Here is an 18,776-nt window from a genome sequence, read left to right as displayed (position 1 = left end):
TCGCGAAAACCGCCGTGGTCGCGGGGGCACCGAACCAGCAAACCTCGCGCGGAAGCGAGCCAGTCGGGTGCGCTTCGGTCGGTTTCGTGCTTGGGCTGGGCTTGCTCACAGGCGCTGGAGAGGTTCGACGTGCGACGGCGCATGCCTCGGCTGCCCTCTCCCCCCGGCCCCCTCTCCCGCAAGCGGCAGAGGGGGAGAATTCGGGTGCGCCTCGCCTGGCGTCGTGCACTCGGGCCGCGCGGGCAGTCCGCGCAGGCGGACTTTGGGCCCTTGTTGCCGCGACTTCAGTCGCCCCAGCGGGCCCCTTTCCAGGCGGTCACACGCGGGCGCCCGCCTCGCGGTGCACGAAGCCGAAGTAGCCCAGCCCGGCCGCCAGCACCAGGTGGAGTGCCGGGTCCATCCCGCCCAGCGGCACCAGCCCGAACCCCGTCGGCGCCACGAACCCCAGGATGGCCAGCACCACGTAGATGACGGCCGCCCCCCTGTGGTAGCCCCTGGACGCCGAAAGCGAGCGCGCGGCCAGCAGCCCCCACACGCCGAACGCCAGGTGCACCAGGTTGTGCAGCAGGTTCACGGGAAACATCCCCAGCAGGTCGGGAGCCGGGTCGGGGTGCGATTCCATCCCCATCCCGCCGGGAAGAAGGAAGCCCATCACCGCGAACAGCACGAATGCCACACCAAAGATCATCGCGGCACGTTGGGTCAGCGTTCTCATTATCTCCTCCTGAGCGTGTTGGATACTGCGGGAAAGCTTCTTGCTAGGGATCAAGCAAAATTCAGGCAGATCGAGAAACAGGGAGGCACACGATGGCCCGATATGATTCGCAGTACCGGGAGATGGAGCTGGGTCCGCAGTGGGGGCGGCCCCAGCCGCTGGACCCCAACTGGCGTGACGGCGACTGGCACGGCCACCGCATGGAAGCCGACCACCGCCACGGCGCGTACGGCCGGCACCGGATGCAGCACCAGAACGACCTGGGTTTCGCGGGCGGCTTCAACGGCGTGTACGACGAGGGCGACGGCCGCTACGACCGGCAGGGCATCTTCCATCACCCGCGCCTGGAGGGGCACGCACGGCGGGCACCGACGGGGCAGGCTCCGCCGCGGTACACGTACGACCAGGGCTTTCGCCACGTCGAGAACGGCGGCGTGCGCCGCGACGCGGGGTTCGTGGGACAGTACAACCGCAACAGCGTGGGTCTTCGCTACGGCGGCGACTACCGCGGCCACGGGCAGGCGCCAGGCGCGCGGGGGCAGGGGCAGTACGCGCCCGAGAGCGCCCGCCGGCCCACAAACGAGCGGGGCTACAACGGCTACAACCGCGGCGGCTTCGCCGACAACGGCGGCGGCGGGCCGATGGATCCGCGGAAGTAGCGGCGGCCGACTGCAGGTAGTCGCTCGGGCTGGCGCTGCTGGGGCGACTGAAGTCGCGGCAACGACGGCCCGAAGTCCGCCTTCGCGGACTGCACGCGTGGTTGGTAGCGCTTCGGCAGGTGTGGTGCGGGTGTGGTGGAAGCCCCGAACGGCGACGCGACAGCGGCGGCGTGTCGGGGCTTTCCGCTGTCCGAGCGGCGGGTTCACCCGCTCAACGGACCGCGCGATCGCGTGCAGGGGGGGTTCGGCGCACCCGCCTCGCCAGGTCCGTCAGGGTGCGGTTCAGGGCACGTCTTCGCGGGGCGCGTCGAACTGGCCGCTGAACTGCCACACCCCGCGCGAGCCGCTGATCGTCAGCTGGAGCGATCCGCGCGTGCGGGTGGCGCCGTACTCGGTGAAGATGATGGTGCCTTGGGTGATCTGCGCCGAATACGTAATCACGTCCCCGCCGATCAACTCCCAGTAGTGGCTGCCCCCCGGCCGCTCGCTCGGCGGAACGACGGAGTACCCGCCTTGCCCGTTCGGCACGACGGCAACGCCGATTCGCTGTTCCGCGGACCCGGTGACGTGCTGCCCGGAGTTGATGTACAGCGTGTCGCGGTACACGGCCGCTTCCGCGGTTCCCGCCCACGGCTGGCCGTTGAGCGTGCCGGTGAGCTTGCCCGTCCGCTGTTGGGGTGTGGTCGGCAGGTCGCAGGCGGCGGCGAGCGGGAGGAGCAGCAGCAGGGCGGCGATCAGGCGGCGCATGGCGGTTGGCGAGGTGCGGTGTTGATGGTGATCGAACTCCGCATCAACGCGCCCGCCTCGGGTCTCGTGACATCCGCCGCCGTCCATCACCCCCGGTTGGCCGCCTCGGCCAGGTCGTCGGCCGCGCGCTGCTCGCCGCCCGCCCGCGCGTCGGCGGGGTCGCCGTCGTCGCTGCGCAGCACCTGCAGCTCGCCTGCGCCCCGTGCCTCGTCGCGGCGGGCCTGCAGCAGCACCTCCAGCTCGCGCTCGCGCAGGTTCAGCGTGTATCCCGCGCCCACGATGCCCACGCGCAGGTAGCTCAGCGTCAGCGGGTGCCCCTCCATGCACTCGTCGGCGTTGTCGAAGCGCACCCCGCGCCCGTCCACGAAAGTCACCGAGCCACGGCCCACCACCTTGCCCAGGTGCCCCTCCACCACCATCGCGGTGTCTTCGTCGATGCCCAGCCCCAGCAGCTCGGGGTTCTGCGCGATCACCATGAACAGCCGCTGAAGCCGCCGCCGCTGGGTGAAGTGCGTGTCGATCATCGCCCGGAAGCCCAGCAGCCCAAAGCCGGGGCCGAGGTGAACGGCCTGCATCTGCCCGTACTCGTCGGGCTCGCCGCCGGCCAGGATGGTCTCGGTGAGCGCCGCCGCGCCCGCGCTGGTGCCGCACACCGTGGCGCCGCGCGCGTACGCCTCTCGGATGGCCCGGTCCACGCGCGAGCCGCCCACCGTGGCCACCAGGTGCACCTGGTCGCCGCCGCCCAGGAAGATGCCGTCGGCCTGCTCGATCATCGACACGATGCGCCGGTCCTGCGCCCGGTCGCGCCGGTCCAGGATGGGGATCTCGACGTTGGTGGCGCCCGCCGTCCGGAACGCATCCAGCCACGAGCGCGCCGACCCCTCCGGGTCTGCCGACGCGGTCGTCAATCCCACGATCTTGCCGCCGTCGCGCCCCCCGCACACGTCCATGAACGCGGCCAGCGCGGCGCCATCGGGCTCGCACGCCCCGCCGATCAGCACCAGCTTGCCGGCGTGCCGGTCCGTCCGCCGCCGCGTGGGAGAATCGCCGTTGGGTCCGTTCAGCTCCGCGATCACACCTGTTCCTTTTCCATCCCGAGTTCCCGCAGCGAGTGCACCGCCAGCGCCGCCGCCACCTGCGCCGGCACGTCTTCACCCTCCTCCACCGCGCCCCCGTCCGTAAGCTCGCCGCCCACCTCGATGACGATGCGCCCGTCGCGCACCATGGCCACCGACCGCGCCACCCGCGTGTCGCGCACGGGCACTCGTTCGCGGGTGGAGAACACGGCCACGCGGCACCCCGCCTTGCGCGCCATGTCCTGGATCTCCCACTCGCGCGAGGGCACCACCACGATGCCGCCGCTGGGCACGGCGTCGGCCAGGGTGGACACCAGCTGCAGGTTGCGCTCCTCTTCCTGGTACCGTTCCGGCACGTCGGTCAGGTCGGCGTCCAGGATGACGGCCACCTCGCTGCGCGCGTACGGCAGCCCCGCGTTCAGCAGGTACGAGGGCGCCACGTCCACGATCAGCGCCTCGTCGCTGATGCCGCGCTTCAGCATCTGCTCGCGAACCTGCGTGCGGTGCCCGCCGCCGGTGATGCCGCAGAGCACCGACTGGGTGAGATCGGGCACGTCGGGCGACCCGGCCAGCGACTGCAGCTCGGCCACCATGTGGTCCACCCCCTCCAACTCGCCCGCGAAGGCGCGCTGCACCGCCTCCAGCGCCAGCGCCGCCGCGCGAAGGCCCACCTCGGCGTGAAGGTGCTCGAAGACGACGGTGTACTCGCCCTCGCGGTCACCGCCGCGGGCGCGTCCGTAGCCAACGTCGTGGCCGATCATCCCCTGCAGCTCCAGTCCCACGTGCTCGGCGATGTGGGGCGCATACGTTCCCCGCCGCAGCCGGGTGACGAAGCCGCCGCGCTCGCCGATGCTGCAGCGGTGCTCCCACAGGCCGGGAAAGGCGCGGATCAGCGCCTCGTTGAAGCCGGGAACCTCGGCGGAGTGGATTTCGTCGTACGCGCCCACCGCCACGTCCATGCGCGTGATAGGGCGCCGCGACCAGAAGTTGGCCCCGCGCAGCGAGCGCAGGCCCACCAGGCGGATTTCGCTGTACGGATCGGGCAGGGCCATGGGTTCTCGGATCGGGATTCGGACGCGCGGTGGGGCTGGGGCAAGGCGGGTGCCGCGGGGGGCCCCTCCCCCGGCCCCTCCCCGCACAAACCCCGTGCGGAGAGGGGAGAACTTCGATCGCGCCTCGGCTGGCGCTGACGCGATTGTCATCCCGATGGAGCGGCCCCGGCGAACCGACCTCGCACCGAAGATCGCAGCGACTGAGGGATCCGCCACACACTCCGCAAAGCGCGCCGTGGTCCGCCCGGAGCCGAACCAAGCCGTGCTCGGCCGAGGACGTGGCGCGCCTCCGGCGCCCCCCATCCCCAACCCTTCCCCCGCAAACCCCGCGGGGGAAGGGAGCCAGCCCGGTGCGCTTCGGGGGATGTCGTGCTGGGGCTGGGATCGATCCCGGGCGGGGTCCGATACGGTTCGATGGCTCCGGCGCAGTCCCCGGCTGCCCTCTCCCCCCGGCCCCCTCTCCCGCAAGCGGGAGAGGGGGAGAATTCGTGTGCGCCTCGGCTGGGCTCGGTGCGCTCGACTTCGCGTGCAGTCCGCGAAGGCGGACTTCGGGCCCGTTGTTGCCGCGAATTCATTCGCCCCAGCGAGGCTGGAGCCCCCATGTGGGGTGGAGGCGCGCGGGGCTACCCTCGCTTCGTCCCCGTCCCCCCCGGCGCGCCCGTGGTGTCGGGCGGCGGCGGCGGAGGCACGGGCTCGGTGGGCACCGGGGGCTCCGGGCGCGGCTCGCTCGGCGGCGGGGGCGGAGTCTCGCGTGGACGCTCGGGCCGCGGCGCCGGCGGCGTGGACGGCCTCGGCGTCGTCGGGCGCGGCGTGGTGGTGCGCGGCGAGGGCGTCCCCACGGTGCCCGGGAGCGGCGTGGCCGCCGTGTCGCCGGCACGGCGGCGCGCCTCCAGCTCCGGCCAGTCGATCCCGTTGTCGCGCAGGTCGGCCACACCCACCGTGTCGGGATCGTACGACCCCGCGGGGAGGTCGTAGGCGTAGGCGCCCACCTCTTCGTCCATCCACGCGGTGTCCATCGACATCCCGGCGTACGCGCCGGGGTCACAGATGGGCCGCGGCGGGCGCGAGTTCACGAAGTACTCCGTGTACGTCTCCCCCCGCGCCGGGCACGACGGGTCCACCGCGAAGCCCGTCGCCCGGTCCACCGTTTCGGTGAGAACGCCGCGGGGCGGGCTCCACGCCGGGGGCATCTTCCGGTTGGCATAGATGCGCGACATCATGCGCCCCCACACCGGCGCGGCGATGGTGCCGCCCGACGCGCCCCGCACGATGGTGGCCGGCCGGTCCAGCCCGAACCACACCGCGCCCACCAGGTCCGGCGTGTATCCCACGAACCAGATGTCCGTCGCGCCGTTGGTCGTACCCGTCTTCCCCGCCGCCGGGCCGCGGAAGCCCGCCCCGCGCACCGGGGTGCCCGTGCCGCGGTCCACCACGTCGCGCAGCATGCTGGTGAGCACGAACGCCGCCGCCGGGTCTACCGCCCGCTCGCGCCGGGGCGCCGCCTCGTACAGCACCTCGCCCTTGCTGTCTTCGATGCGCTGGATGACGAACGGGTCGGTGACGTGTCCCCCGTTGGCCAGCGCCGCGTACGCCGACACCAGCTGGATGGGCCGCACCTCGGCGGAACCCAGCGCCGTGGAGGGAACGTTGGGGATGTCGGTGGTTATGCCCATCTCCCTGGCCCGGCGGATGATGTCGGCCATTCCCACCTGCTGCGCGATGCGCACCGTCACCGTGTTCTTGGAGCGCGCCAGCGCGTCGCGCACGGTGATGGGCCCGTCGTAGCGGCCCGTGTAGTTCTTGGGCTCCCAGGTGCCGCCGCCGGAGAGGGCCAGCTTCAGCGGCGAGTCCTCGAACCGGGTGGTGGGCGCCACGCTCTGCTCCAGCGCCGTCAGGTACACGAACGGCTTGAACGCCGAGCCGGGCTGGCGCATCCCCTGGTACACGCGGTCGAACTTGCTGTCGTCGTAGTCGCGCCCGCTGACCAGGGCGCGCACGGCCCCCGTCTCGGCCTCCATCACCACCGCGAAGCCCTGCAGGTACGCCGTGGCGCCCTCGTCGGTCTCGCCCTTGGCCTCGGGGTAGGTGGGGTGGCGGTACGCGCCGAAGCGGCCGGCCTCGATGGCGTCGGCCTGGCGCGCCATCTCTTCCTCGGCCGCGCGCTGGGCCACGGGGTCCATCGTGGTGTAGACGCGAAGCCCGGCGGTGAACAGCTCGGCCGGAACCCGCTCCTCCAGTTCCCGCCGCACCCGCTCCTGGAAGTACGAGCCCCGCTGCGACGAAGGCGGGCGGCGGGCCAGGCGAATGGGCGAGGCCTGCGCCTCGGCGGCCTGCGCCGGGGTGATGTGCCCGCCCTTGGCCATCTCTCGCAGCACCAGGTCGCGGCGCTTCTTGGCCCGCTCGCGGCTTTCGCGCGGGTTGATGCGCGACGGCGACTGCGGAAGCCCTCCGATGAGCGCCGCCTCGGCCAGCGTCAGCTGGCTGGCCGGCTTGCCGAAGTACACGCGCGCGGCCCCGTCCACCCCGTACGCCCCCTCGCCCATGTACACGTGGTTCAGGTACAGCTCCAGGATCTTGTCCTTGCTGAACGCCCCCTCGATCTGCCGGGCGATGCGCACCTCCATCACCTTGCGGCGCATGGACTGCTCGCGGTAGTTCAGCTGGTCGGGAAAGAGGTTGCGGGCCAGCTGCATGGTGATGGTGCTGCCGCCCTCCTCCACCCCCCCCGCCCGCACGTTGCGGAAGAGCGCGCCCATGAAGCGCTTCCAGTCTACCCCGCCGTGGCTGTAAAAACGGCGGTCCTCCACCGAGAGGACCGCCAGGGGCATGTACTTGGGCATGGAATCCAGCGGCACGATGCGGCGGTTGACGCTGGCCAGCGTGCCCATGGACTTGCCGTTCATGTCGAACAGCTGCGACCCCTCGGCCTGGTACTTTTCCAGGTCGCCCACCGGGGCGCATCCGCCGAAGCCGCAGGGGGCGAACCACAGCCACCCGAAGGCGCCCAGCCCCAGCGCGGCGAAGATTCCAAGGCCGATCAACAGCTTCCGTCGCAGGGGCATATCGGGTACTCCGAGAGTGTGTCGTTACGGTTTCGCGCCCCCCGGTGCAGGAGTCACGAAGTCTTCCGGCCGGGGCACGCGCGGCTGGTTGGGAAACACGGGCCGGCCCGGCAGCTCGGGGGTGGGGTCCACGAACATCATGGACGGCGTCGGCGCGCTTCGCGGGCAGACGGGCTCGGGCAGGTGCCGCGCCGAAAAGAAGTCCGGCGATCCCCCGCCGCACCCCTCGGCCATCACGCGCCCTCCGCTGACCCTTCGCACCACCACGTCGTCGGGCCGCTTCCACGGCTCCGGCGGCTTGCGTCTGGCGTATTCAGTACGCATAACCCGCGCCCACACCGGCACCGCCAGCAGGCCGCCCGTGGCGTTCGGCATGATGGTGCGCGGGTTGTCGAACCCCATCCACACCCCCGCCAGCAGCTCGGGGGTGTAGCCCACGAACCACACGTCGGTGCTGCCGTTGGTGGTGCCCGTCTTTCCCGCCGCGGGCACGTCCCACGAAAGGCCGCCGACGGCCGGGTCGCGCGCCGGGGCGCCGGAGCCGCGGTCCACCACCTCGCGCAGCATGTCGGTGAGAATCCACGAGATGCCGGGCGCCACGGCCTGCCGCGGCGGGGGCGCCGGCTCCCACAGCACCTGCCCGCGGTGGTTCTCCACGCGCACCACGTAGCGCGGCTCCACCCGCCACCCGCCGTTTCCGAACGCCGCGTAGGCACCGATCATGTCCAGCGGGTACACCCCCGCGGAGCCGATGTAGACGGAGGGATAGCCGGGGATGCGCGTTTCCAGCCCGGTACGCGCGGCCAGGTCGCGCAGCTTGGCGATCCCCGTCTCGCGCCCCAGGCGGATGGCGGCCCGGTTGCGCGAATAGCGCAGCGCCGACCGCAGCGACGCCCACCCGCCCCCGCGCCCCTCGTAGTTGCGCGGCGTCCACACCTCGTTCCCCACCTGGATGGAGATGGGGGCGTCGGAGATGCCGGAGAGCGGAGAGCGGCCGTTTTCCAGCGCGGCCGCGTACACGAACGGCTTGAAGGCCGAGCCGGGCTGGCGAAGCGCCTGCGTGGCGCGGTTGAACTGCGACTGCCTGAAGTCGCGCCCGCCCACCATGGCGCGGATCAGCCCGGTGTGCGGGTCCATCACCACCACCACGCCCTGCAGGTACGGCGTGTGGACCACGGGCTCGCCGGGCTTGAGCGCCTGGGTGAACTTCTCGTACGTGGGATGCCCGTAGCCGCCGAACGTTCCCCGTTCCACCTGCCGGATCTGCTCTTCCAGCCCGCGCTCGGCCTCGGCCTGCAGCACGGGGTCGATGGCGGTGTGAATGCGCAGGCCGCCGGTGTACAGCAGCTCGCCGAACTGCTCCTCGAGCTCGCGCCGCACGGATTCCACGAAGTACGGGGCCTTGATGGCGCCGCCGGGAGGGGCGAGGACGACGGGTTCGGTGGCGGCCTGGTCTGCCTGCGCGCGGGTGATGAGGCCCATGTCGGCCATGGCGCTCAGCACGATGGCGCGCCGGCGCTCCGCCCGCTCCGGATGCTGCCGCGGGTTGTAGGCGCTGGGGGCCTGGGGAAGCCCGGCGAGCACGGACACCTCCTGGTACGTCAGGTCGCGCGCGCGCTTGCCGAAGTAGGTGCGCGACGCCGCCTCGATGCCGTAGGCGCCGGCGCCCAGGTAGATGTGGTTCAGGTACAGCTCCAGGATGTGGCGCTTGCTGAAGCGCCGCTCCATCTGCATGGCCAGCTTGATCTCGGCGAACTTGCGCCGCACGCTGGTCTCGTTGGCGGGGAGCTGCTGGGGGAACAGGTTGCGCGCCAGCTGCATGCTGATGGTGCTGCCGCCGGGGCCGCCCCATCCGCGGATGATGTTGTCGCGCACCGCGCCGATCATGCGCACGGGGTCTACCCCCTCGTGCTCGAAGAAGCGGCGGTCCTCAATGGCCACGAAGGCCATGTACACGTGCCGCGGCAGCGAGTCGATGTCCACCACGGTGCGGCGCTCCCGGAAGAACTGGCCCAGCACGGCGCCGCGCGCGTCCAGCACCAGGCTGGCCTGGCGCGGGGCGAAGCTGGCGATCTGCTCGGCCGAGGGGCAGGTGCCGGCGCACGCGCGCGTCCACGCCGCCACCACGCCGCCGGTGCTGCACGAGCCCATGCCCAGCGCGGCCAGCCCGATCACGAGCTTGCGCTCGGCCGGGTTGCGCCAGGCCCCGCGCAGCCTTGTCCATCCACTCACGATCCGCTCGCGCCACACGTCCGGCCGCGCGAACTTCTTCCACTCAGTAGCCAACGGTTCGCCCCGCCTTCTTCGGGTGAGTCCGCATCTGTCGCATCCATAGGGTCATGGCGGATACATAGATACACGCTCGGGAGGGCAGGGGAAAGGGAAGTGCGTGAGTGCGTGAGTGCGGAAGTGCGGCACGTACACACCAGGGTCGAGGCGTGGGTGGGCAGGTCCGGTGCTCGGGCCGGCGCCCCCCATCCCCAGCCCTTCCCCCGCAAACAGCCGCGGGGGAAGGGAGCCAGTCGAGTGCGCGAGGCCAGCCGGAGCTCAGTTCAGGCCTCCCCCTCCCCTGCGCAGCGGGGGACGGGGGCCGGGGGGAGGGGGCTCCCAAGGCATGCGCCGAGGCCGGTCGAACCGGTACGAAGTTCCCCCCTCTCCCGGCGCAGTTTGCCGGGGGAGGGGCCGGGGGGAGGGGCCGGGGGGAGGGGCCCCACGCACGAAAAGCCCTCCCCCGCGCGGACGCGGGGGAGGGCTTTCTACTTACGTGTGGCGCGGACCTACAGCCAGGTGCGCACGGCCAGGGCGACGACCAGGACCCCCATCAGGCTCAGGAAATCCAGCCGCAGCACCAGCGGCCCCAGCGTAAACCCGACGGCCACCAGGTCGATCACCAGCGGGCCGAAGGCCGCCGCCACCGACGTGGTGAAGAACGCGCGCGCGGTGCTCTCGGGCATGAACCGGATGGCCAGCTCCGAAAGCAGTGCTCCCAGCAGCAGCCCAACCAGCACCACCACGAGCACACGGCCCGCGCGACGGCGTGTGGCGACGCTCATCTATTCTCCCCCCAACCCGTTCGAAATTGGCTCCCTCGATCTCGCCCCGAGCGCAGGCAAGAGCAGTGCCCCCGCATCAGCGGCGGCGCTCGATGGCGTAGACGATACTGTCGCGCAGGGCTTCCAGCGCGGGTCCCTCGGGCAGCCCGTCCAGCGCCTCGGAGGCGCGCTGCGCGCACTCCATGGCCTGCGCGTGCGCGTATTCCAGCCCGCCCTGCCCCTTCACGATTTCCACCACCCCCGCGATCATCGCGTCGCTGGGCTCGGGGTGTGCGAAAAGCGCCTCCACCTCCGCCCGCTCCCCCGGAGACAGGCGCGGCAGCGCGTGGATCAGCGGCAGCGTCACCTTGTGCTCGCGAAGGTCCAGCCCCGTGGGCTTGCCCGTCACCGCCGAGTCGGCCGTGTAGTCCAGCAGGTCGTCGGCGATCTGAAAGGCCAGCCCCAGCTCGCGCCCGAAGGTCTTGAGCGCCTGGCGGTGCGCGGGCGCGCCGGTCAGCGCGCCCAGCTCGCAGGCGGCGCCCATCAGCGAGGCCGTCTTGCTGTCGATCAGGCGGAAGTAGTCGGCCTCGGAAAAGTCCAGCGCGTCGTGCGACGAAAGCTGGCGCATCTCGCCCACCGTCATGGCGTTCGCCGCGTCGGCCAGCACCTGGATGGGCTCCAGCTTGCCCAGCCGGGTGATTTCCATCAGCGACCGCGTGTACAGGTAGTCGCCCATGATGATGGCCACCTGGTGGCTCCACAGGGCGTTCACCGTGGGCATGCCCCGGCGCAGCACCGAGTGGTCCACCGCGTCGTCGTGCACCAGCGTGGCCAGGTGCACCAGCTCCACGATGGCGGCCAGCGTCTCGGCGTGGGGCGACTGCTCGCCCTCGACGTTGTCGCACAGCAGCAGCAGGCTGGGGCGGAACAGCTTGCCGCGGATCTTGAGCAGGTACTCGTTTACCGTTTCCACCGGGGCGAAATCCGACACCACGATGCGGCGGATTTCGTCCACGACGCCATCCACACGCTCCCGGATGGGGGCCTGGATGTCGGCGAGGCGGGGAACGGCGGTGCGCGCGGTCATGCGTGGCGGATCGGCTTCTGGCTGATGGGTTTCCCGCGAAAGCTAGGGCGCGCGCCGCCCGTCGTCAAACCTACGCCGCCCCACGGCTTGCGCGCAGCCGGTCCACCCGCTGCGCCGTGTCGCGAAAGCGGATGTCGACGGACACCACGCGCTCGTAGTACTCCAGCGCCGTGTCGGGGCGGCCGGTGCCCTCGTCCACGCGGCCCAGCAGGTACAGCACCCCCACCAGGTCGCCGTCAGCCACGCCGGGCAGCTTCAGCGCGCGGTCCAGCACCCGGCCGGCCACGGCGTACTGCGTCTTTTCGACGAAGCACTGGCCCAGCAGCTCCAGGGTGGCCAGCGGCTTGGCCCCGCCGCGCAGCGCCACCTGGAACTCGGAGATGGCTTCGTCGATCAGCCCCATCTCCATGAAGGCCACGCCCAGGTCGTAGTGGCTGGCGTTGTCCTCGACGTCGATGTTCTCGGCCACCTTCTGGCGGAAGCTGGCCAGCATCGCGGCGAAGTCCTTGTCCTCGTCGCCGCTGGGCTCCTTTTCTTCGACGATGAACCGCGTGGAGGCCTCGCCCTCGTCGTCGTCGCCCAGGATCAGCGCGCCCAGGTCCACGTACTCGTTTTCCGGCGGGGCCGCGGGGGCGGGCGGCGGGGCGGGCGGGCGGACGGGCGCGGCGGCCGGAGGCGCGGCGGGGCGCGGGGCCGGCGCGGCCGGCGGCGGGGCGAGCTGCGCGGCGGCCGCGCGCGCCTCCACGTTGTGCGGGTCCAGCTCCAGCACGCGCTTGAACACCGCCGCGGCCTTGCCGTCGTGCCCGTGGCGCGCGAAGTGGCGGCCCAGGTCCAGGTACGCCTCCACCTGCGGCTCGGGCCGGCCGCTGCGGAAGGCGTACTCCACCCGCTTCTGCAGCAGCAGCCCGTCGTCGGGCCGCAGGCCGATGAGCGCCGTGATGGGCGCCACCGCCTCGTAGTACATCCCCCGGGCGGCCAGGGCGCGGTGGGCGTTCTCCAGCACCCCTTCCACGTCGTGGGCCAGCCCCCGGGCGCGCAGCTCGCGCACGAGCTCGTCGCGCGAGGCCTCGTCGGCGGGCTCGGCGGCCACGTGGGCGCGCAGGTCCTCCAGCCGGTCCACCGTGGGCACGAACGCCGGCTCCGGGTCCGGCGCCCGGCGGCGCGCGGGTGCACGGCGCGCGGCGGGGGGCGGAGGGGGCGCGGCGGGCTCGTCGTCGAAGCTCATCAGCGGCAGGTCGCCGCCTCCGTCCCCGTCGTCCGCGCCGTCCTCGTGGTCGTCCATCAGCGGCAGCCGGCCGCCATAGCCGCCGGCGTCCCCGCCGAAGTCGCCGCCGTCCATCAGCGGCAGGTCGCCACCCCCGTCCTCGCGGTCGTCCAGCCTCATCAGCGGCAGCGGATCGCCCGCGTCCTCCTCCTCGTCCTGGAAGCCGACCAGCGAAAGCCCGCGGCCGTCGTCCTGGCCGTCGCCGTCGCCCGGGGACGAGAAGTCCAGTGAGGTGGGCTCGAAGTCCAGGGTGCCCCCGTCCAGCCCCATCAGCCCCGATGGCCGCGGCGGCTCCGGCGCGGGGCGCGAGGAGGACCGCGGGGCGGGCGCAGGCGGGCCGTCGTCCAGCGCGGTGGATTCCAGCCCCAGCAGCTGCGGAACGTAGCCGTCGTCGTCGCCGCCCAGGTCCACGGCGGCGGGCTCGATGGTGGGGCTCAGGTCCAGCGCGGGAAGCTCCGCGACATCGGCCGGCTTGGGACGCGCGGCGGTGCGGCCGTCGTGGAGCGCGGCGCGGAAGTCGTCGACGGCGTGCGCCTGGTTGCGCAGCAGCGGCGAGTCGTCGGCGTTGGGGTCTACCGCGCGGATCTGCTCGCGGAGCGCCTGCGCCGTCGCGTCGTCGCCGCCCTGCACCGCGGCGCCCAGGAGAATGCGGAACTGCTCGATGGCGGGGTCGCGCTGCCCGTGGGCCAGCAGCTGCTCGGCCAGCACGCGGCGCACGCCCACGTCCTGCGACAGGTCGGCGAACTCGCGGAGGGCTTCGAAGGCGGCGTCGGCCTTGCCCGCCTTCTTCATCCGCTCGGCGTACTCCAGGAAGTTCTGGCGCGCGTCGGCAACGAAGCCGGCGGCGGCGCTGATCTGCCCCAGCTTGTGGTACACCTGCGTGCGCCCGGGGACGATGCGCAGCAGCTTGCGGCAGAGCGCGATGGCGTTGTTGTACAGCCCCGAATCGGCGTACGCGCTCACCGCGCGCTCGTACGCCTCCACCGCCCGGTCGGTCTCGTTGACGCGCAGGTGAAGGTCGCCCACGCGGTTCCACAGGGCGATGTCTACCTCTTCGCCCTCCGGCTCCTCCTGGAGCAGCTGGCGATACAGGTTGGCGGCCTCGCGCCACTGATCCTTGTTCTCAGCGGCGCGTGCCTGGTCTCTCAGCTTCGGAGCGGTCGCCATGCGATGGAGTTCGGGCGGGGCTGGCACGGAACCGCGAAAGATAGCGGACGCGCTAAGTGCGTACAAGGATTGAGGAAGCGGGGGTTCGGCCCACGTCAGCCGCCCTGAACGGGATTTTTCGCTGGATGCCAAGCGTCGCCGGGCGTGCCTCGTGGGCCCCACTCGTGCGGCAGCGATGCGCATCCTTCGGCGTCTGCGGTCTCCCGCGGCACCGCCGTTGCCACCACCCCGCGCCTCCTTGCGGCGGGTGCCGCGTGGGATCGTGTGGTTTTCAACGGGAGAGGCAAGATGATCGGCAAGCAGTCCAGCACCAACCGCGTCCTCGGGTTCGCGCTCGCGGCCCTGGTCTCGGCCGGCGCGTCGGCGTGCGCGGCGGGGATGGGAGCGACCGCCAACGTGGGCGCCGAGGCGCACGCCAGCATGTCGGCGGTGCACGTGGCGGAGATCGAGGAGGGGTCGATGGGTGCGCAGCGCGCCACCAACGCGCAGGTCCGCGCGTTCGCGCAGCAGCTGGTGGCCGACCACCGGCCGTTCCTGCAACAGGAGCAGCAGCTCGCCAGCCAGATGGGGCTTCAGGCCGCGGCGACGGCAAACGTGCAGCTGCCCGGGCTTCAGGCGGGCGTGGACGTGAACGCCAACACGCAGGCGCTGATGATGTCCATCCCCACCAGCCGGGCGCTGGTGGAGCAGCACATGCGCGCCATGGCCGACCTTGGCGACGAGACGGGCGCGGAGTTCGACCGCGAGTTCATGGACCGGCAGATCGCGGCGCACCGCCAGGCGCTGGCGCTGGCGACGCGCTTCGAAGCCGCGGTGCAGAACACGCAGCAGCGTATCCTGATTGCGCAGGAGCGCGCCGCCGTGCAGGGGCACCTGCAGATGGCCACGCAGATCCGCGCGGGCCTGTAGTCCGCTCCAGCCGAGGATCGGACGACGAAACGGGGGTGCCGGCGCTGTGCCGGCACCCCCGTCGGGTGAAGCGGTCCTACCGGGCGATCACCGGTTGAAGCTGGCGATCACGCGGGTGGCGGCGGCGGAAAGGTCCGCGCCCATGGCCGCCGTCATCCGGCCCGAGCGCACCTGCGCCTCGACCTGGTTGATGAAGGCTTGCAGCTGCTGCGTCGCGGCGGTGTGGTTGCCGCGGTCCAGCGACTCGCGGGCGGCCTGCAGCGTCGCCGAGAGCGCGGTCACCGTTCCGGAGCCCATCCCGCTGGCGGCCACCGGGGCGAGCAGCGTGGCCTGGATCCCCTGCTGCGCCGTCAGCACCGTCACCGACGCGCTGCCGGTGCCCGCGCCGCCGTCGTCGTCGGCCACCGTCACGAGCACGGTGTGGGTGCCGGCGGCGGTGTACACGTGGCTGAGCGAGAACGACTTGCCGCTCAGCGCCAGGCCCTGGGAGCCCGTGCCGTCGCCGTAGTCCACGGTCGCCGTCCACGAGTCGGGGTCGGCGTCGGAGAACGAGCCGGCCGCGGTGTAGCGCTCACCCGGCAGCAGCGTGGCGCCGGCGATCCCCGAAACGTTCGGGGCGATGTTGGCGATCACGGCCGTCGTGGTGGTGGTCGTGGTCAGCCCGGCCGCGTCCTTCACCGTCAGCGTGACCGTGTAGGAGCCGGCGCGCAGGTAGGTGTGCGTGGGGCTGGCCAGCGTGGAGGCGTTGGCGGCGCCGGAGGCCGGGTCGCCGAAGTTCCACGCGAAGGTCACGGGCTTGCCGTTGGGGTCGTTCGAGGCGCTGCCATCGAACTGCACCGCGACGCCCTTGTTGCCGGCGTAGCCGCTGCCCGGGGCCGCGACCGGGGCCGCGTTGGGGTCCTTGCCGGTGACCGCGCGGTACACGTTGATGCGGCCGGCGCCCGTGCGGTTGTCCCATCCCGGCGCCTCCACGTCGTCCGCCGTCTGGATCATGCGGGCACGGACGTCGGCGGCGCGGGTCATTCCCGTGGCGTACAGCAGGGCGGCCAGTCCGGCCACCTGCGGGGTGGCCATCGAGGTGCCCGTCTTCCAGGTGTAGCTGTTGCTGGAGTGCAGCGGCGCCAGGATGAAGCTCGCGGCGGTGTTCTTGGGATTGCTGTCGCCGCCGGGCGCCGAGATCTCGATCTGCGCGCCGTAGTTGCTGTAGCTGGCCTTGGTGTCGCTCCAGTTCGTGGCGCCCACGGCCATGCACTCGGGGAAGCGGGCCGGGTAGCCGACGCCGCCCGTGTAGCCGTTGCCCACCTTGTTGTCGTCGTTGCCGGTGGCGCAGACGGGGAGCGCTTCCTTGGCCAGGGCGTACTGCATGGCCGCCTGCTGCGCCGCCGAGCCGGTGCCGTCGGGGTTCCCGCCGAAGGCGCCCAGGCTCATGTTGATGACGTTGGCGCCGTTGTCGGCCGCCCACACGATGGCGTTGGCCGTGGCCGAGTTCGGGCAGCTGCCCGCCGAGTTGCACACCTTGGCGACCAGCAGCTTGATGTTGGTGCCGTAGGCCACGCCCGGGATGCGGACGTCGGCGCGCGAGGCGGCGATGCCGGCCACGTGCGAGCCGTGCCCGTTGTCGTCGGTGACGTTGTTCTTGGCGACGGTGGTGGTGTCGGACAGGAAGCGGCGGCCGCCGACGATCTTGCCCACGAACGCCGGGTGCGTGGTGCGGATGCCGGTGTCGAGGATGGCGATGGTCGCCGAGCCCGCGAAGTTGGGGCCGAGGTGGTCGTACGTCTCGGCCCAGTCGATGTCGGCGTCCACCTTGCCGGTGGTGACGATGCCCCACCCCTGGGGCGTCATGTCCATCGTGCCGGTGTTGTGCAGGTCCCACTTGTACAGGGCGATGTCGCCGTCGGGCAGGTCGCAGCTCACCGAGGTCTCGCACGGGCCCACGCGCATGATGGCGTCGGGCTCGGCGAACTCCACGTTGGGGTTCCTGCTCAGCTGCGCGGCGATGGCCGCCTCTTCACCCACCGGCACCTCGAGGATCTCAGTGCGCTCCAGCAGCATGTCGTCCTTCTTGCGGGCGCGGTGCTGCTGCGCGATTTCCGAGCGGGCGGCGCCCGGGCGGAAGCGGACGATGATCTGGCCGGGGACGATTTCCGCGGGCGCGGCGGAAACGTTCAGCGCGACGGGCGAGTTGGCGCCCAGGCCGGTGGCGACGGGGCTGAGGTCCGAACAAGCGGACAGGCCGGTGACGCCAGCCAGGAACAGCGGGACAGCACGCTTCATGGAGGTCCTCGAAAGACGTGGAGGGGCTCGACCGGCAGCGCCGGCGATGGTTGCTCCGCCGGGTGGCGGAAAGCGGGAGAGGCGGTCCAGGCACACGGGCGCCGGACAGCCCTAATGTTATCGCCACCGAGGCCTTTCGTCAAGGCCCCTCATTTGGACGTAAGCTGTTGAAACGCAGTTACTTGGATGTGTGGCGCGCGTCGCGGGCCGGCGCCGCGGGGCCCCGTGCTGCGATCTGCTCCGCTCTGCAACCGGTGGCGGCTGATGGGATGTTCCGCCATGGGATGGATGTTGCGGGCCCCGGGCTCTGCGGGGGCGAATGAATTCGCGGCAACGAGGGCCCGAAGTGCGCCTTCGCGGACTGCACGCGTAGTCGAGCGCACGAGGATGACAGATGGCGCTCACCGTCGAGACAACTCCCGCCACGACCCGCACACCCCACTCCCCTTCCCCCATCGCCGGCCGCCCTCCGCGGCCCGCGCGCGCCCCTCGCCGGATGGCGCGCATCCTCTTACCTTACGTGGCCCAACCGCCATCGCAGCCATGACCGCTCCGCAGGACCCGCGCTTTACCTTCGACAGCTTCGTCGTCGGCCCCGACAACCGGATGGCCGCCGCCGCGGCTCGCCGTGCCGCCGAAAGCCCGCGCACCGCCTACAACCCGCTGTTCATCCACGGCGTCGGCGGCGCCGGCAAGACGCACCTGCTGCGCGCCGTCGGCACGCTGGCGGCCACGCTGCAGCCCGGCATGCACGTGGTCTACCTGACCGCCGACCAGCTGGTGGACCGCGTGTCGGCCGCCGTCGGCGCCGGCGCGGTGGAGGCGCTGCGCGACGAGCTGCTGGACGCCGACATGCTGCTGCTGGACGAGGCGCACCAGCTGGCCGGGCGCGCCCGCACCCAGGAAGAGCTGGTTTCGCTCTGGGACGAGCTGGAGCAGCGCGCCCAGATCGTGGTGGCCGCCGAGGGCGCCAGCCCCGAGCTGCCGGGGGTGGACGACGCGCTGCGCGCCTGCTTCACCCGCGGGCTGGCGGTGGACCTTCCCCCCGCCGACGACGAGGCGCGCACCGAGATCGCCCGCAACGCCGCCCGCCAGCGCGGCATCGAGCTGGCCCCCTCGGCCGCCGAGCAGATCGCCCGCCTGCCCGTGGACGGCGCCGCCGGGCTGATCGCCGCCGTGGAGCGCGTGGGCGCGGCCCAGGCGGAGCGCGGCGAGGCGCTGGTGGACGAGGAGCTGGCGGCCGTCGCCCAGCCGGAAGCCTCCACCGCGCCCGCCGACGAGTTCAGCTCCTTCCTCTTCGACATCTCGGCCACGGTGGAGGAGATCGTCGAAACCGCCCCGTGGCGCCGCAAGCTGGCCGAGGCCATCCTGCGCTGGGAGGGCGAGGGGATGCGCACCCGCCGCCTGGAAGAGGCGCTCGAGGCCGACACCGCCCCCGACCTGGACGGGCTGCTGGAGGGCTTCGCGCTGGACGTCGCCCGGCTGCGCGAGGTGGCGGCGGAGCTGGAGGGACTCAGGGCCGAGGCCGCGAAGTCGCCGGTGCTGGCGGACCCCGAGCGGGTGAGCGAGGCCGAGGCGCTGCTGGTCAGCGCCCGCGCCGCCGCCGAGCGCAAGGCCGAGGAAGTGGCCAAGGCCCGGCCCCAGGTGGACCGCTGGTACTTCAACGCAGAAAAGACCGTGCTGGACTGGCTGGCCCTGGACGACCGCCTGATCGAGGAGCTGGCCTGAC

The 18,776-nt window shown here is 72.1% G+C and carries 13 protein-coding genes; 3 read left to right on the top strand and 10 right to left on the bottom strand.

All coding sequences use genetic code 11. The features are described 5' to 3' along the window. Window positions 1-316: 316 nt before the first annotated feature. Window positions 317-715: a DUF4383 domain-containing protein gene (locus VGB24_RS24670; protein WP_331075597.1), complete on the bottom strand. Its 399-nt coding sequence runs from the start codon at window positions 713-715 to the stop codon at window positions 317-319. A gap of 92 nt (window positions 716-807) precedes the next feature. Between VGB24_RS24670 and VGB24_RS24665 the strand changes: the two genes are divergently transcribed. After that, the gene (locus tag VGB24_RS24665; RefSeq protein ID WP_331075596.1) at window positions 808-1,374 is read left to right on the top strand and encodes a hypothetical protein; all 567 of its coding nucleotides are present in this window, start codon (window positions 808-810) and stop codon (window positions 1,372-1,374) included. 282 nt (window positions 1,375-1,656) lie between these two features. On the opposite strand, the gene VGB24_RS24660 is transcribed toward VGB24_RS24665, so the two are convergent. The 8 genes from VGB24_RS24660 to VGB24_RS24625 all read right to left on the bottom strand — a co-directional run bounded on the left by VGB24_RS24660 (window position 1,657) and on the right by VGB24_RS24625 (window position 13,861). After that, window positions 1,657-2,121 (bottom strand): hypothetical protein, encoded by a 465-nt coding sequence (locus tag VGB24_RS24660; RefSeq protein WP_331075595.1) that lies wholly within the window; start codon window positions 2,119-2,121, stop codon window positions 1,657-1,659. Window positions 2,122-2,207: 86 nt separating this feature from the next. Next, on the bottom strand, window positions 2,208-3,197 hold the full coding sequence (locus VGB24_RS24655; protein ID WP_331075594.1) for a cyanophycinase: 990 nt from the start codon (window positions 3,195-3,197) through the stop codon (window positions 2,208-2,210). Beyond that, window positions 3,194-4,249, bottom strand: coding sequence for a cyanophycin synthetase family protein (locus VGB24_RS24650; RefSeq protein ID WP_331075593.1), 1,056 nt, complete (start codon window positions 4,247-4,249; stop codon window positions 3,194-3,196). The genes VGB24_RS24655 and VGB24_RS24650 overlap by 4 nt, the downstream gene beginning before the upstream one ends. A gap of 623 nt (window positions 4,250-4,872) precedes the next feature. Further along, window positions 4,873-7,290 (bottom strand): PBP1A family penicillin-binding protein, encoded by a 2,418-nt coding sequence (locus tag VGB24_RS24645; protein WP_331075592.1) that lies wholly within the window; start codon window positions 7,288-7,290, stop codon window positions 4,873-4,875. Window positions 7,291-7,335: 45 nt separating this feature from the next. Further along, window positions 7,336-9,597: a PBP1A family penicillin-binding protein gene (locus tag VGB24_RS24640; RefSeq protein ID WP_331075591.1), complete on the bottom strand. Its 2,262-nt coding sequence runs from the start codon at window positions 9,595-9,597 to the stop codon at window positions 7,336-7,338. 491 nt (window positions 9,598-10,088) lie between these two features. After that, window positions 10,089-10,364, bottom strand: a complete 276-nt coding sequence (locus tag VGB24_RS24635) for a hypothetical protein (RefSeq protein ID WP_331022361.1) — start codon at window positions 10,362-10,364, stop codon at window positions 10,089-10,091. A gap of 76 nt (window positions 10,365-10,440) precedes the next feature. Then, window positions 10,441-11,430 (bottom strand): polyprenyl synthetase family protein, encoded by a 990-nt coding sequence (locus tag VGB24_RS24630; protein WP_331075590.1) that lies wholly within the window; start codon window positions 11,428-11,430, stop codon window positions 10,441-10,443. A 70-nt stretch (window positions 11,431-11,500) separates the two neighbouring features. Further along, window positions 11,501-13,861, bottom strand: a complete 2,361-nt coding sequence (locus VGB24_RS24625; protein WP_331075589.1) for a tetratricopeptide repeat protein — start codon at window positions 13,859-13,861, stop codon at window positions 11,501-11,503. A gap of 288 nt (window positions 13,862-14,149) precedes the next feature. Between VGB24_RS24625 and VGB24_RS24620 the strand changes: the two genes are divergently transcribed. Then, a complete protein-coding gene (locus VGB24_RS24620; protein ID WP_331075588.1) occupies window positions 14,150-14,770 on the top strand; it encodes a DUF4142 domain-containing protein in 621 nt (206 codons plus the stop codon). 87 nt (window positions 14,771-14,857) lie between these two features. Here VGB24_RS24620 and VGB24_RS24615 read toward each other — a convergent pair whose 3' ends face one another. Beyond that, window positions 14,858-17,047 (bottom strand): S8 family serine peptidase, encoded by a 2,190-nt coding sequence (locus tag VGB24_RS24615; RefSeq protein ID WP_331075587.1) that lies wholly within the window; start codon window positions 17,045-17,047, stop codon window positions 14,858-14,860. 543 nt (window positions 17,048-17,590) lie between these two features. On the opposite strand from VGB24_RS24615, the gene VGB24_RS24610 reads away from it, so the two are divergent. Further along, on the top strand, window positions 17,591-18,775 hold the full coding sequence (locus VGB24_RS24610) for a DnaA ATPase domain-containing protein (RefSeq protein ID WP_331075586.1): 1,185 nt from the start codon (window positions 17,591-17,593) through the stop codon (window positions 18,773-18,775). Window position 18,776 lies beyond the last annotated feature (1 nt).

Source organism: Longimicrobium sp. (assembly GCF_036399935.1).
Classification (GTDB): Bacteria; Gemmatimonadota; Gemmatimonadetes; order Longimicrobiales; family Longimicrobiaceae; genus Longimicrobium.
This window is presented reverse-complemented; position numbering and strand designations above follow the sequence as displayed.

Coding starts and splice junctions, on each gene's coding strand:
- VGB24_RS24625 (WP_331075589.1), bottom strand. CDS start 13,861: ATGGCGACCGCTCCGAAGCTGAGAGACCAGGCACGCGCCGCTGAGAAC.
- VGB24_RS24660 (WP_331075595.1), bottom strand. CDS start 2,121: ATGCGCCGCCTGATCGCCGCCCTGCTGCTGCTCCTCCCGCTCGCCGCC.
- VGB24_RS24630 (WP_331075590.1), bottom strand. CDS start 11,430: ATGACCGCGCGCACCGCCGTTCCCCGCCTCGCCGACATCCAGGCCCCC.
- VGB24_RS24650 (WP_331075593.1), bottom strand. CDS start 4,249: ATGGCCCTGCCCGATCCGTACAGCGAAATCCGCCTGGTGGGCCTGCGC.
- VGB24_RS24620 (WP_331075588.1), top strand. CDS start 14,150: ATGATCGGCAAGCAGTCCAGCACCAACCGCGTCCTCGGGTTCGCGCTC.
- VGB24_RS24670 (WP_331075597.1), bottom strand. CDS start 715: ATGAGAACGCTGACCCAACGTGCCGCGATGATCTTTGGTGTGGCATTC.
- VGB24_RS24635 (WP_331022361.1), bottom strand. CDS start 10,364: ATGAGCGTCGCCACACGCCGTCGCGCGGGCCGTGTGCTCGTGGTGGTG.
- VGB24_RS24610 (WP_331075586.1), top strand. CDS start 17,591: ATGACCGCTCCGCAGGACCCGCGCTTTACCTTCGACAGCTTCGTCGTC.
- VGB24_RS24665 (WP_331075596.1), top strand. CDS start 808: ATGGCCCGATATGATTCGCAGTACCGGGAGATGGAGCTGGGTCCGCAG.
- VGB24_RS24615 (WP_331075587.1), bottom strand. CDS start 17,047: ATGAAGCGTGCTGTCCCGCTGTTCCTGGCTGGCGTCACCGGCCTGTCC.